The 13,040-nt window shown below is 55.1% G+C and carries 13 protein-coding genes and 1 pseudogene; 10 read left to right on the forward strand and 4 right to left on the reverse strand.

The window, feature by feature from the left end:
- The first annotated feature begins 304 nt into the window (after positions 1-304).
- Positions 305-553 (forward strand): DUF1158 domain-containing protein, encoded by a 249-nt coding sequence (locus OHJ17_RS18645; RefSeq protein ID WP_002893037.1) that lies wholly within the window; start codon positions 305-307, stop codon positions 551-553.
- Between the two features lie 17 nt (positions 554-570).
- Here the strand turns inward: OHJ17_RS18645 and OHJ17_RS18650 are convergent, their stop codons facing one another.
- Both OHJ17_RS18650 and OHJ17_RS18655 read right to left on the reverse strand, forming a co-directional pair.
- Positions 571-912, reverse strand: a complete 342-nt coding sequence (locus tag OHJ17_RS18650) for a RamA family antibiotic efflux transcriptional regulator (protein ID WP_002893035.1) — start codon at positions 910-912, stop codon at positions 571-573.
- Between the two features lie 30 nt (positions 913-942).
- Positions 943-2,058 carry an MBL fold metallo-hydrolase gene (locus OHJ17_RS18655; RefSeq protein ID WP_012737592.1) on the reverse strand — a complete coding sequence of 372 codons (1,116 nt, stop codon included), beginning with the start codon at positions 2,056-2,058 and terminating at the stop codon, positions 943-945.
- A 180-nt stretch (positions 2,059-2,238) separates the two neighbouring features.
- On the opposite strand from OHJ17_RS18655, the pseudogene OHJ17_RS18660 reads away from it, so the two are divergent.
- The 9 genes and pseudogenes from OHJ17_RS18660 to OHJ17_RS18700 all read left to right on the forward strand — a co-directional run bounded on the left by OHJ17_RS18660 (position 2,239) and on the right by OHJ17_RS18700 (position 8,851).
- Positions 2,239-2,820: pseudogene (locus OHJ17_RS18660) on the forward strand (TetR/AcrR family transcriptional regulator).
- Complete coding sequence (locus tag OHJ17_RS18665) at positions 2,820-3,188, forward strand: MmcQ/YjbR family DNA-binding protein (protein ID WP_004142557.1); 369 nt, start codon at positions 2,820-2,822, stop codon at positions 3,186-3,188. Before OHJ17_RS18660 ends, OHJ17_RS18665 begins: the two are co-directional and overlap by 1 nt.
- Positions 3,189-3,307: 119 nt before the next feature.
- The gene (gene nfsB, locus OHJ17_RS18670) at positions 3,308-3,961 is read left to right on the forward strand and encodes an oxygen-insensitive NAD(P)H nitroreductase (RefSeq protein WP_004178896.1); all 654 of its coding nucleotides are present in this window, start codon (positions 3,308-3,310) and stop codon (positions 3,959-3,961) included.
- Positions 3,962-4,208: 247 nt separating this feature from the next.
- On the forward strand, positions 4,209-4,643 hold the full coding sequence (locus tag OHJ17_RS18675) for a PTS sugar transporter subunit IIA (protein ID WP_114505279.1): 435 nt from the start codon (positions 4,209-4,211) through the stop codon (positions 4,641-4,643).
- Complete coding sequence (locus tag OHJ17_RS18680) at positions 4,636-5,106, forward strand: PTS sugar transporter subunit IIB (protein ID WP_002893014.1); 471 nt, start codon at positions 4,636-4,638, stop codon at positions 5,104-5,106. Before OHJ17_RS18675 ends, OHJ17_RS18680 begins: the two co-directional genes overlap by 8 nt.
- Before the next feature lie 14 nt (positions 5,107-5,120).
- The gene (locus OHJ17_RS18685) at positions 5,121-5,864 is read left to right on the forward strand and encodes a PTS mannose/fructose/sorbose/N-acetylgalactosamine transporter subunit IIC (protein WP_004183295.1); all 744 of its coding nucleotides are present in this window, start codon (positions 5,121-5,123) and stop codon (positions 5,862-5,864) included.
- Positions 5,865-5,866: 2 nt separating this feature from the next.
- Positions 5,867-6,721, forward strand: a complete 855-nt coding sequence (locus OHJ17_RS18690; protein WP_004176976.1) for a PTS system mannose/fructose/sorbose family transporter subunit IID — start codon at positions 5,867-5,869, stop codon at positions 6,719-6,721.
- A gap of 17 nt (positions 6,722-6,738) precedes the next feature.
- Positions 6,739-7,800 carry an SIS domain-containing protein gene (locus OHJ17_RS18695; protein ID WP_004183293.1) on the forward strand — a complete coding sequence of 354 codons (1,062 nt, stop codon included), beginning with the start codon at positions 6,739-6,741 and terminating at the stop codon, positions 7,798-7,800.
- Positions 7,801-7,864: 64 nt separating this feature from the next.
- Positions 7,865-8,851, forward strand: coding sequence for an SIS domain-containing protein (locus tag OHJ17_RS18700; protein ID WP_004147471.1), 987 nt, complete (start codon positions 7,865-7,867; stop codon positions 8,849-8,851).
- A 52-nt stretch (positions 8,852-8,903) separates the two neighbouring features.
- Here the strand turns inward: OHJ17_RS18700 and OHJ17_RS18705 are convergent, their stop codons facing one another.
- Together OHJ17_RS18705 and OHJ17_RS18710 are read right to left on the reverse strand one after the other, a co-directional pair.
- Entirely contained in the window at positions 8,904-11,633 is a 2,730-nt protein-coding gene (locus OHJ17_RS18705; RefSeq protein WP_004191453.1) for a sigma 54-interacting transcriptional regulator, read from the reverse strand.
- Positions 11,634-11,729: 96 nt separating this feature from the next.
- Positions 11,730-12,764: a DUF2157 domain-containing protein gene (locus OHJ17_RS18710; protein ID WP_002892998.1), complete on the reverse strand. Its 1,035-nt coding sequence runs from the start codon at positions 12,762-12,764 to the stop codon at positions 11,730-11,732.
- Between the last annotated feature and the right edge of the window lie 276 nt (positions 12,765-13,040).

Raw genomic sequence — 13,040 nt, forward strand, 5'->3', positions numbered from 1 at the left:
AAATATGTTTGGAATCTACCGCGGGCGCCGACTGGCGCTGTACATCGCGTTAGCTATCATCATTGCTACGCTGGTGGGATATAGCACTTACAGTTTTGTAAAAGCGCTGGCATAATAATGACGTTAATTTACAACCGGCTGCAATTAACTTAATTACAAATTATTTCAGATTAATTAACATGAGAGCTAAAGGCAGGCGATAATATTTAAAATAGTCGTGTTATAGCGAGTAAAAAAACAAAGCATATTGCGTTAAGCATTATTTTACCGGACAATATGTTTTTTAACTGATGATTAACATGACATGAAACATCCACTGGAAACGCTGCTCTCCGCCGCCGGGATCTTACTGCTGGCCCTGCTCTCCTGTCTGCTGTTGCCCGCGCCTTCGCTGGGCCTGACGCTGGCGCAAAAGCTGGTTGAGACATTCCATATGATGGATCTCAACCAGCTCTATACGGTGCTGTTTTGTCTGTGGTTCTTAGCGCTGGGCGCCATTGAGTATCTGGTGCTGCGCTGGGTGTGGCGTCGCTGGTTTTCCCTCGAGCGGTAAACCAGGAGAGGCGCGCCTCAGTGGGCGCGACTGTGGTTCTCTTTGCGGTAGGCGCCCGGCGGCTGATTGAAGGTCCGGGTGAAGACGCGGGTAAAGGTCTGTTGCGAATCGAAGCCATACTTGAGGCAGATATCGTAGACCCGCTGATCGGTGTCGCGCAGATCGCGGGCGGCCAGCAGCAGCTTCCTTTCGCGAATATAGCGCCCCAGGCTCTCCCCTTTGTACTGTAAAAACAGCCGTTGCAGATGCCATTTCGAATACCCGGCATGGCGAGCGATATCATCAATACGCAGCGGTTGATGCAGGTTATCATCAATCCACTCGACGATAGTATCAATCACCTGAGCGGAAATCGTCATATGCTCTCTCCTCTGATACTGCACTGGCGCTTAGCGCCACCAGGCGTTAAATGATTGCGTCTTATCGGCGACCCACACCGGCTCGCCCTGCACAGGCGTCAGCAGACGCCAGGCCCTTCCTTCGCTGGCAGCCGCCAGCCGTTGATACGGTTCATCCCAGCTGTGTTTCGCCAAAACGAATCGTCCTGCATGCCCAGGCAGCACCGCGCGAGCGCGCAGATCGTCGGCAGCCTGAGCCGTTTCATCCGGCATCATGTGGATATATTTCCAGTCCTGGTCATACTGCCCGTTCTCCATGATCGCCAGATCGACCGGACCGAACTCATCGCCTATCGCTTTAAAGTGCGGCCCATACCCGCTGTCGCCGCTGTAATAAATCTTTTGCTGCCGGGTAACGAACAGAAAACTGGCCCACAGCGTCTGGTTACGCTTCAGCCCGCGGCCGGAAAAGTGCCGCGCCGGCAGCACGTGGACGGTGAGCTCGTCGCTGGCCGGTACCGCCTGCTGCCAGTCCGCTTCGGTAATCAGCGCCCCGTCCATTCCCCAGTAGCGCAGATGCGATCCGACCCCCAGCGGCGTAATGACCCGCTTAATTTTCGGCAGTAAGGCGCGAATGGTGGCGTAATCCAGATGGTCGTAGTGATCGTGGGAGATGATCAGCAGATCGATCTCCGGCATCCCTTCCGCCCGCCACGGATAGTCGCCGGGGAAGGCTTTATTGATAAAGGAGAACGGCGCCGCGTAATCGCTGAACACCGGGTCGATCAGGATGCGTTTTCCCGCCAGCTGCAGGTACCAGGAGGAGTGGCCGAGCCAGACCATCACGTCCTGCCCGAGGGGCAGCGTCGCCAGATCGGTCTTCACCAGCGGCAGCGGTTGCGCGGGACGGGCGTTTTCCCGTTTGGTCATCAGGAAATCCCACCACGCCGCCAGCATATTTTTCTGCCCGGTGAACCCTGGCGTGGGCAATTGGTTATGGAACTGGCCGTCCCGGTAGTGGGGAGACGCTTCCACCTGGCTAAGCTGTGCTCCCTGCGGCGCCTTACCAAAACCGGCATTAAGAACAAACGGCAATGTCGTTGCTGCTGCGAGTAACATGATGGCGACCACGCTGAAAGTGACACGGTTCATATCCTGACCAGACAAAAGCCCCCATCCCGGAGGCTTTATGATATAACTTGATTATGAGTGAGTACGCACTCATTATTAGGAAAGCGATGAAAGTCGTCAAGACGATTTTCAATTTTTGCGTTCCGCCGTTGCAGCGACCTGGTCAGACGTGCCAAGATCGGCAGGTTTGTTTAAACCTGCGTGAGGAAAAAAGTAGTGGCTCGTCCAAAGAGTGAAGATAAAAAGCAAGCGTTACTGGAAGCTGCCACCGCGGCTTTCGCCCAGTCCGGCATAGCCGCCTCGACGTCGGCCATCGCCCGCAGCGCCGGTGTGGCCGAGGGAACGCTGTTTCGCTATTTCGCCACCAAGGATGAGTTGCTCAACGAGCTGTACCTCGCGATTAAGCTGCGCCTGGTGCGCACAATGATCGCCGGGCTGGATCCGGACGAGAAGCGCCCGAAAGAGAACGCGCGCAATATCTGGAACAGCTATATCGACTGGGGCGTGCGCAACCCGATGGAGCACAAAGCGATCCGCCGGATGGCGCTCAGCGAGCGCATCACCGACGAAACCCGCCGCTAGGTAAAAGAGAGCTTTCCGGAGCTCAACGAAATGTGCCAGCTGTCGGTGAAAGAGATATTCCTCAGCGAGGCGTACCGCGCCTTTGGCGACGCCCTGTTTCTGTCGCTGGCGGAAACCACCATCGAATTCGCCAGCCACGATCCGCAGCGCGCCCGGGAGATTATCGCCCTCGGCTTTGAAGCCATGTGGCACGCCCTGCATGAGGCGGACGCCTAATGACGCCGGAAACACTGCATCCCTGCGCTCACCGTATCGCCCTGACCTACCCGTTTACCGAACACTGCTGGCCCTTTGGGCCAGAGTACGACGTGTTTAAGGTCGACGGCCGCATCTTTATGATCACCATGACTATTCGCGGGCGGGCGCTGGTCAATCTCAAGGCCGAGCCGCAGAAGTCGCTGCTGAATCAGCAAATTTATCGCAGTATCGAACCCGGCTACCATATGAACAAGAAACACTGGATCACGGTGGTGCCAGGAGAGGATATCAGCGAGGATCTGCTGGCCGAGCTGATTGACGATTCGTGGCATCAGGTGGTGAACAAGCTGAGTAAAAAGGCGCAGCAGCGCCTGCGTCCGCGCTGATTTTCAGCCAAATGCGATAAGTGTTATCGCATTTTTCACCCTTATCATTTTGCGATCTTCGCTGTACTCTTCCTCTCCTGAACGCACCGGTAAGGTGCTGTAAACTGTGAGGAAGAGTTATGGATATCGTATCGGTCGCTTTGAAGCGCTATTCCACCAAGGCCTTTGACGCCACGAAAAAGCTGACTGCCGGGGAAGCGGAACAGCTGAAAACGCTGCTGCAGTACAGCCCGTCTAGCACCAACTCCCAGCCGTGGCACTTTATTGTCGCCAGCACCGATGAAGGGAAAGCTCGCGTGGCGAAAGCCGCCAGCGGCACCTACGTGTTCAACGAACGTAAAATTCTCGACGCCTCGCACGTGGTGGTGTTCTGCGCGAAAACCGCGATGGACGACGCCTGGCTGCAGCGCGTGGTGGATCAGGAAGAGGCCGATGGCCGTTTCGCCACCCCGGACGCAAAAGCCGCTAACCACAAGGGTCGTACTTTCTTTGCCGATATGCACCGCAAAGAGCTGAAAGATGACGATCAGTGGATGGCAAAGCAGGTGTATCTCAACGTCGGCAATTTCCTGCTGGGCGTAGCGGCGATGGGTCTCGACGCCGTGCCGATTGAAGGGGTCGATTTTGCGATCCTCGATGAGGAATTTGACCTGAAAGCCCAGGGCTACACCAGCCTGGTGGTGGTCCCGGTCGGCCACCATAGCGTAGAAGATTTCAACGCTACCCTGCCGAAGTCGCGTCTGCCGCAGTCGACGACCATTACCGAGATTTAATTCCCTTCTGCCGGGAACGCCCGGGCCATGGCGCAGCAGCGTCTCGCCCGGGACTTTCTTCACCCACTCTTTCCCCCTCTTTTCTGCCGTTTGTGCCAAGTTTCTGGCGCTCATAATCCCGCTTGTGCCAGGAATAACGACTTTAGTGTGAACCAGACGATTTAATTAATTGATAAATAATACTTTTCATTTCTGGCACGCCCTTTGCTCTTAACAGATACCGCTATCTGGATGAAGGAGAAACCGGGTGAAACATATCTATGTGGCCAGCCACGGCCATTTTGCTCGCGGACTGGTGAACAGTTTGTCGCTGCTGATTGGCGACGAACACGGCGTTATCCCGGTCTGCGCCTATGACGAAGATATCGTGACCACCGAACAGCTGGAGCAAACCCTGGAGCATCTCATCGTCCAGGCGAATGGTGATGAAGTGGTGATCTTCACCGACCTGCTTGGCGGCAGTATCAACAATAGCGCCGTGAGCGTCTTGGTGCGACATCGCAACGTTTTCGTGGTCGCCGGCATCAATCTGACTCTGCTGCTGGAGTTTCTGCTGTGCGAAGAAGCCACTACCGAGGCCGCGATTATCTACGCCACCAGCGCGGCGCGTGAATCCATTGTTTTCATCAATCCTCTAATAACACAACCATCCTCTGACCCACAGGGAGAATCTCATGATTAAACTCGTGCGCATTGATTATCGGCTGCTGCACGGCCAGGTGGTTTTTGCCTGGACCCGAGCGCTGGATATCGACCATATCATCGTCGCCAACGCCAAAGCCGCGGCGGATGCCTTCATTACGATGTCGCTTAACCTGGCAAAGCCAGCGGGCGTCACGCTGGACATCGCCACCGTTGAACAGGCGGCGGAAAAGCTTAACAGCGGCAAGTTGGATCATAAAAAAGTCATGGTGGTCCTGGGCAATACTGCGGAAACCCTCGCGCTAGTGGAAAAAGTCCCAGGAATTAGCGCAATTAATTACGGCGGTCTGCCACAGAAGGAAGGGGCAAGACAATTCGGCAAGGCCATCTATCTGACCGAAGAGGAAATCGCCCATAGCAGAGTGCTAAAAGAAAAAGGTATTCGGCTGGAGATGCGTCAGGTACCCGCCCACTCGGCTGAACTCCTTAACGACCAACTTTAACTTCGGAGGTCACTATGTTGCTCACCGCAACGTTACTCGGACTGATCGCTGCCCTGGGGATACTTGATGGCCGCCTGCTTGGGGTATCAATGATCGATCGACCGCTGGTGATGTGCGCCCTCACCGGTCTGGTCTGCGGTAATTTACATGAGGGGATTCTGATTGGCGCTACGCTGGAGCTTATTTTCCTCGGCAACGTCGCCATCGGCGCCGCGCACCCGCCAGATATCGTGACCGGCTCCGTATTGGCCACCGCGTTTTCGATCATGTCCGGTCGTGGTCCAGAGGCTGCGCTCACCATCGCCATCCCTGTCTCAATGCTGGCGCAGACGCTGGGAATCCTGGTGCGCGTGGTGAACGCCCGCTTTGGTCATCTGGCGGACCGCTATGCGGCACAGGGTAATACCCGAATGGTCGGCCTGATGCACCTCGCCGGTCCGACGCTACTCTATTTTTTAAACGGATTTCTACCGGTATTTTTTGCCATTCTGCTTGGTTCTTCGGCGGTAAGCTGGTTCCTGGAGGCCATTCCGCCGGTGATAACCAATGGATTGATCGTCGCCAGTAAGATCCTGCCAGCGCTCGGCTTCGCCCTGCTGATCAGCATGATGCTCAGCAGCAAACTGATGCCGTACCTCGGTCTGGGATTTCTGATAGCGGCATATACCAAACTGGATATCATCGCCATCGCGCTGTTCGCTGTGGTGTTGGCATTTATCATCAGCCAGTTCCTTAATCTTAAGCAGCAGGAGAGCTAATCATGAGCGAAATGACGCAAACTGTGACTGGCGCTACCCAGCCGCAAAGCGATGATGCAAGCCGCATCACCGCCCGCGATTTACGCAGCGTGTTCTGGCGCTCCTTTACGCTACAGGGCTCCTGGAACTACGAGCGCCAGCAGCATATGGGCTATGCCTTCGCAATGTCGCCAGCCCTGAAGCGCATCTATCAGGACCCAACGGAGCTGGGGCGCGCCCTGCAGCGTCATCTGGTGCTGTTTAACACCACGCCCCATCTCTCGACCTTTATCTTCGGCCTGTCGATTGCCATGGAAGAAGAGAACCAGCGTAACCCCGAATTTAATGAGGAGTCGATAAACGCGATTAAAACCAGCCTGATGGGGCCGCTGGCGGGCATCGGCGACTCCATATTCTGGGGATCATTAAAGGTTATCGCCGCCGGGATGGGTATCTATTTCGCCCAGCAGGGCAGCCTGCTGGGGCCGATACTGGCGCTGTTAGTTTATAACCTGCCGCATCTTTTGTGCCGCTGGTATGGCCTGAAGCTCGGCTACCGGGCGGGTACGACCTGGCTGATGAGAATTTACCAAAGCGGCCTTATGGACCGGGTGACCTATATCGCATCAATTGTTGGCCTCATGGTCGTCGGCGCGATGACCGCCAGCATGATAGATATCACCACCCCGCTCAGCTTTACCGCCGGGCAGACCACCATGAAGGCGCAGGAGTTTATTGACAAAATACTTCCTTCGCTGCTGCCGCTGCTTTTCACCCTTGGGATGTACAAGTTGATCCGCAAGGGAGTCAATATTAACTGGATCCTGCTAGGAACCGTCGCGTTTGGCATGGCGGCCAGCGCGCTAGGCCTGCTTTAAGAAGAGGAATATCACCCATGCACGTAGAAGACTATATGAATGAAACACCCGCCTGTCTGCTCGCTATGCTGACGCAGACGCGGGAAGATCTCTGGCAGGCGGCAAAAGCGCTAACGGAGCGCGGCGTCACGCGTATTATCCTGACCGGCTCCGGTACCTCTTATCACGGCGCGCTGACCGCCCGCTCGTTTATGCAGCAGTGGTGCGGGCTACCCGTTGATGTCTACTGGCCTTTTCTGCTGGATGATTCGGCGCTGACCCTCAGCGACAAAGCGCTGGTCATCGGTATTTCTCAGGGAGGCGGCAGCCTCTCTACCCTCGCCGCAATGGAACGCGCCCGGGCAGCCGGGCATCTTACCGCTTCCATGGCCGGGGAAGCGCCAGCCGTTATCGACCGGGCGGCAGATTTGGTCTTAACAGTACCCTGTGGAGAAGAGCGGGCTGGCGCCAAAACCAAAGGGTATCACTGCACCATACTTAATCTGATGCTGCTGGGGCTTGCTGTCGCCAGTCGCCAGCGGCGCCTGAGCGATGAGGAGCGCAAGGCGCTACTCATCCGCATGGATACCACGTTTAATCATTTGCCGACGCTCATTGAGGCCTCGCAGGCGTGGGTTCTCAATCATGCCCGACCGCTTATCGACAGCGCGGACATTCGCCTGACCGGTCCGGCAAGGCTGTTTGGCACCGTTCAGGAAGGTGCGCTAAAGATGCTTGAAACGCTACGCTGTCCGGTTGCCGGTTACGAATTTGAGGAGTTCATCCACGGGATCTATAACGCCTTCGACGAGCGCTCTACCCTGATCATGCTCGATCCGTTTCCCGATGAGCGTCAGGATCGCCTGGCGGAAATACTTGGCGGCTGGACTCAGCATATTTATCGCATTGGTCCACAAGTCGAAAATAACGGCAAAAATATGCCCTTCGCATTTATTAACGATCCCGACTTTGCGGTCTTTGAATATATTATTCCGTTACAAATGGTTTGTGCCCGACTGCCGCCAGTGAAGGGCATCGATCCCGCAATACCGAAGGATCCGCAGTTCCACCAGAAAATGAAAAGTAAACAACTCAATTAATTGACGCATAGTAAAAGTTATCCGCTATTCAGCGGAGGACCCGTTACATCCCAAGGAGACCAATATGTCTATAGCTCATCAAAACGCACATACTATTATTCGCGATATTTTATCTAAGCAGCACATTGAGCGCGTATGGTTTGTTGGCTGCGGTGGTTCATTAACCGGTTTCTGGCCGGGGAAATATTTTCTCGATTGTGAAGCTAAAAAGCTGGCCGTCGGCTATGTTACCAGTAATGAATTTGTCCATGCGACGCCGAACGCGTTAGGTAAAAACAGCGTAGTGATCCTCGCCTCGCAGCAGGGCAACACCGCTGAAACGGTGGAAGCCGCCCGCATCGCACGTCAGAAAGGCGCCGCCACTATTGGACTGGTATATACCCCCGGCACGCCGCTGTGCGAACACAGCGATTACACTATTGAATACTGCTGGGCGCGCTATCCCGAAACCGTCGATCCGACGCAGCAAAAAGCGGCATATAGCCTGTGGCTGGCGCTGGAAGTACTTGCGCAAACTGAGGGATACGCCCATTACGATGAGATGGTCAGCGCCTTTGCCAGTTTTGAATCCGTGGTACGCGGCGCTCAGCAGCAGGTTCAGGCGGATGCGCGCCATTTTGCCGAAGCCTGGAAGACCGAAAAGGTCATCTACATGATGGGCAGCGGCCCCTCATTCGGCGCCGCGCATCAGGAATCCATCTGTATTCTGTTGGAGATGCAGTGGATTAACTCCGCCAGCATCCACAGCGGCGAGTATTTCCACGGCCCCTTTGAGATTACCGAAACGGGAACGCCGTTTATTTTATTAAAAAGCAGCGGCCGCACCCGCCCGCTGGATGATCGCGCGATCCGCTTTATCGAACGTTACCAGGGAAAACTGCAGATTATTGACGTGGAAAAGGTGGGAATCGACGCACTGCACGCCAGCGTGCGCGAATATTTCTGCGGCCTGCTGCACAACTGCGTACTGGATGTTTACAACCTGGCGCTGGCCACCGCTCGCAACCACCCGCTGACCACCCGCCGCTATATGTGGAAAGTCGAATATTGATTCGCTAACCGCCTGCCAGCCCCGGCGTAATTCTCCGGGGCTGCGTTGAGGATTACCAGCTAAAATCTTCAATACGTAATTCAAAAATATCGTGAATATAGCCAATTTCCGCTACCGGTAGCGCCACGTTATAGAGTATTTTCAGGCGCTGGAACGAGTGATTCACCATGGCAATAAATTCGCCATGCTGGCTGGTAAATTGCTCAAGATCTTTATAATGGCTAATTTCATTACGCATTACCAGACGCTCAATCATACAGCTGAGATGCACATATAAACTGATAATTAAGTTATTATTAAAATGAAAACCAAGCGTATTTTGCCACTCAGCGATAATGGTTTCGATATGACCCATGGTTTTTCCAGCATTCAGTATCGTCAGAGAGTTGACAACGTTATGCAGTGAAAACTCACGAACCATATTTTTATTAATCAGCGCAATTTGCTTTTCATTAAGATAGCCGCTTAAGAGCTGACTCAGATGTCGATGCCCCTGCTCGCCAAGTAATTCCTCAATGCCAACCCAGGGCACTCCGGCCAGCTGCGGGTCGTGGGTACCCACGACCGCAATAACTTCATACTGGTGGAGCAACGATACCGCCGTACGACTGTTTTTTAAGCGCGTATACTCGCAGGCGATGATGTTAATATCAAAATCGTTGAGCAGGCTCTTCTCCATCAGATTTTTAAATTTAAATGCGGTACCGATACCTGTAATACAGGTCACCAGCAGCACACGCTCTTTTTTTTCTGCGGGCCAGAACACATCCCAACGCGACTGATTAAGCGGCACGATCTCTTCGGCGATTTGTTCGATGTTTTTTCCCAACGCGATCTCGCTGGCAACGTTCAGCGCCATGCGGGTCGTGACGTTATCCACCACTACCAGCGGGCCGTTAATCACCGACAAAAGCGCATCGGCAATCTCCTTGGTGTAGCCCATATCAATAAGCACCATCACACCCGCACGCGTGTCCGTATGCTGGAGATAATCAACCACGGCGCGACTGACATCGTTAAACGCCACCTCCATCGGCATATCCATGGCCTGGTAGATCTTCTCGCCAATCAGGCGGTTGGCAACGCCGGCAATGCTGCTGGCGGTCGAATAACCGTGGGCGATTATCAGCGCTTTCACTTTTCCGCCGCTGGTCGCATCGATAGCATTACTGACAATGGCGGTAATCGCCAGACGGTCAAGCGTATCGATGAGCAGATCGTATTTATTATTGACGACATCCAGTAGTTTCTCCGCGATGCGTTGCGCCAGCCCCGCCGAGGAGTCCAGCCAGCGCTGCATCACCAGACGCACGGGCTCAGCAACGCTGCGCGGCGCCAGAGGGAGGCTGGTGAGGTAGCGGCCGGTAAGATAAGCGAATTCGACATTTAGCTGAAGGTCATAATTGACAGCGATTGCTTTGCCCACATCTTCAATAAAGCGCAGCCGTTTGTCCTGCAGAGAGACCGTACTCTCCTGATTCATCAGCGCATCAAGATAGAGCGTCACGTTCTGATAAATAAGCTTTTCAAAGGTCCGCACGCTAATATTATCCTGAGCCAACTCCTCGCACAGGCTACAAATATTTTCCGTTAGCCGTTGGTATTCATGGTGACGACCAGAAAAAAGAGGCTGCGCGTCGCCATCGCGGTAAATCATAACCCGCTCGCTATTTTGCTGAAGGGTAAAAGGCGCATCCGCCAGTAATCGGTCGGGCAGCAAACCCGCTTTTATATGTAAAAGACCGCTATCACGTTCGCCAAATGTCCAGGCGCTGGCGCAAATATTGCGAATCAAATTTTCCAGCCCACCGACATTTCCTTCAAGCGTTTCACGCATTAGCTGGCTGACGATTTCGCCATCCAGCTCCAGATCGTGGTTCAAACGCTGGGCTTCACGGCGGAAAAAGTGGTGGATAAACGCCAGCCGCTCGAATTGGCCGCGTTCAGCGATCGGCAGAATTTTTACAATCACCGGAATACGGCGAATAAAGGTCGCCAGGAAGTGTTTTTCCAGATCCTCGGTTGAAGCAAAAATTAGCCGCACCGTGGCGCTGCGCTCGTCGGCGCTCTCCCCCAGCCGGCGCCAGCTACCGTTATCCATAAAATGAAACAACTTTTCCTGGCCTTCGGGCGGCAGCCGATGAACCTCATCGATAAACAACACCCCGCCGTTGCTGGTCTCGATAAGACCAGGAACGGCCTTATCGGCGCCGGTAAAGGCCCCCTTCGCATGACCAAATAACTTCGAGGTCAGTAGTTCTGGATTATTCGCGTACTCGGCGCAGTTAAATACGGTAAAAGGCGCATCGGCAGGTAAAATACCTTCATCTATTGCGTAGTGCCAGAGCTGGCGAGCTAGAAAACTTTTCCCGGTGCCAGTAGGGCCCCGCAGCAGCAGCGGCAGACCTGCGCCAGGGTAGCTGATGGCAGCCTTGCACTGGCGCAATGCTTCCTGCAGGCTGCCCTGCGCGCCAATCAGCTGCGCCAGACTATCCTGACGATCCGCGCACAGCGCCTGAATGGAGGCGTATTCGCCGTGCCGAACCGCCAGGCGGTGATGATCGCGCAGAACGGTAACGGGTAAAAAAAGCACCGGGCGACCGTTCACTTTGACCACCCGCTGCTCGCGATGGAGATTATTCAGATGATGGCTGATGATGCTGCGTTTTTGCTTCAAGCTATCGGCGATGGCCATAGCGTTAAACTCGCCCAGCGCTTCCGCCGTCAGCGCTCGCCCGGCGATCCGTTGTTCTAGTTGGCGAAAAATCGACTCCTTATTCATCTCGCTCCCCTGTCAAAAGCGTAAAATTCGCTTATACGACAATTCGCGCAGGACGTCGCTGCCGCCAGCCACACTTCTTTAAAAACGCTTAATTTTTCATGGCTTAACGTTCCCCGCATGCCAGATGCGCTCGGCATAGCGGCCAATCACCGCCAGCGAGACGGCAAGGATCAGGAAAAACAGCACTTTGTGCATCCCGTTCCAGAAAAACTCAAAGAAACGGGTATAGAGATTGATCGCCAGGAAGGTTAGTCCGAAGCCGCGCAGCATTCCGTCATCGGTTTTCAGGCTGATAAAAATGCAGACGCCGGCCGCTACGGCAAACAGCAGCCCCCACGGCAGGAGTCGCGCCTGGCTCACCTGGTACCAGCTGTCTGCGTCGTAATTGCCGAAAATCGACATGATCCACAGCGCAATAAACAGGTACGTGAGGCCCATCGCCTTGCTGACGGTAAACAGCTGCCGCTGGCGAAGCAGGGATTGCGCGCCGTAGCAGAGCGCCAGCAGCGCGCCGCCGAACAGGACGAAGCGAATCGGGTAGTTCATGCCCAGCCAGTAGGCGCCCCACCCCGAGACGTAGCCGGTTTCCGCGCCGAACCAGTTGCCCAGCGCCAGCAGAAAAAAGAGCCACACCAGCCCGGAGCGGGCAATATAGCCAATGGCACCGTAAATCACGCATCCGGCCAGAAACAGCGGTGCGATATGGCCGCTGCCGTTATCCAGCCGTTCGCCAAGCTGCCATAGCGCCACCGCGGTAAAGACGACGCCCAGAAACAAAATCGCCTCGGTGCTGTAGTGCCACTGCGTCTCCCGCCGCTGGCGGCGAAAACCCCAGCCGTAGCAGACGACTGCCAGCAGCGCAGGCAGCAGGATCCGCATCAGCGCCGAGTGGCTGAACAGGCTCAGCAGCCACGCCACCAGCTCGCTGTCGGCGAACAGACTGCCCAGGGAAATCAGCACGCAGGCCAGCGCGGTCCAGAAGGCATAGCGGCTCAGGCGCCGCCAGTCGAAGGGGGAGACGCGCATCGTTTGCGCCAGCCGCTGGCTGTCCGAGGGGGTTAACTCCCCGCTGGCCTGCCAGGCATTCAGCGCGCGCTGAATAATGCGCTGCTCTTTTCGGGTTACGTTCATAGGCATTCCTTGAGACTGATGACAAACCTGTTTTCGCTAATATGCTCGCCTTTCTGCCGGGCAGCGGCTGTCGCCCTCCCCGGCCTACTTAACCATTTATATATCAGATTGTTACTCCTTACCGTAAGCCCGCGTAAGCGCAGCGCCGCCGAGCATGATATCAGGCACGGAGCCGCTTTATTGCCGGGTGGCGGCTGGCGCCTTACCCGGCCTACGGTCCGTATCAGCCAGCCGTTAACTTACCCACTAGTGCGACTGAAACTGCCGCTGTTGCGG

This window comes from Klebsiella sp. KP20-425-1 (genome assembly GCF_025813515.1).
Taxonomy (GTDB): domain Bacteria; phylum Pseudomonadota; class Gammaproteobacteria; order Enterobacterales; family Enterobacteriaceae; genus Klebsiella; species Klebsiella pneumoniae.

What these genes read in the sequence shown, in the direction of transcription:
- OHJ17_RS18645 (WP_002893037.1), top strand. Translation starts at nt 305, where the DNA reads ATGAAACATCCACTGGAAACGCTGCTCTCCGCCGCCGGGATCTTACTG.
- OHJ17_RS18650 (WP_002893035.1), bottom strand. Translation starts at nt 912, where the DNA reads ATGACGATTTCCGCTCAGGTGATTGATACTATCGTCGAGTGGATTGAT.
- OHJ17_RS18665 (WP_004142557.1), top strand. Translation starts at nt 2,820, where the DNA reads ATGACGCCGGAAACACTGCATCCCTGCGCTCACCGTATCGCCCTGACC.
- nfsB (WP_004178896.1), top strand. Translation starts at nt 3,308, where the DNA reads ATGGATATCGTATCGGTCGCTTTGAAGCGCTATTCCACCAAGGCCTTT.
- OHJ17_RS18680 (WP_002893014.1), top strand. Translation starts at nt 4,636, where the DNA reads ATGATTAAACTCGTGCGCATTGATTATCGGCTGCTGCACGGCCAGGTG.
- OHJ17_RS18685 (WP_004183295.1), top strand. Translation starts at nt 5,121, where the DNA reads ATGTTGCTCACCGCAACGTTACTCGGACTGATCGCTGCCCTGGGGATA.
- OHJ17_RS18690 (WP_004176976.1), top strand. Translation starts at nt 5,867, where the DNA reads ATGAGCGAAATGACGCAAACTGTGACTGGCGCTACCCAGCCGCAAAGC.
- OHJ17_RS18695 (WP_004183293.1), top strand. Translation starts at nt 6,739, where the DNA reads ATGCACGTAGAAGACTATATGAATGAAACACCCGCCTGTCTGCTCGCT.
- OHJ17_RS18700 (WP_004147471.1), top strand. Translation starts at nt 7,865, where the DNA reads ATGTCTATAGCTCATCAAAACGCACATACTATTATTCGCGATATTTTA.
- OHJ17_RS18705 (WP_004191453.1), bottom strand. Translation starts at nt 11,633, where the DNA reads ATGAATAAGGAGTCGATTTTTCGCCAACTAGAACAACGGATCGCCGGG.
- OHJ17_RS18710 (WP_002892998.1), bottom strand. Translation starts at nt 12,764, where the DNA reads ATGAACGTAACCCGAAAAGAGCAGCGCATTATTCAGCGCGCGCTGAAT.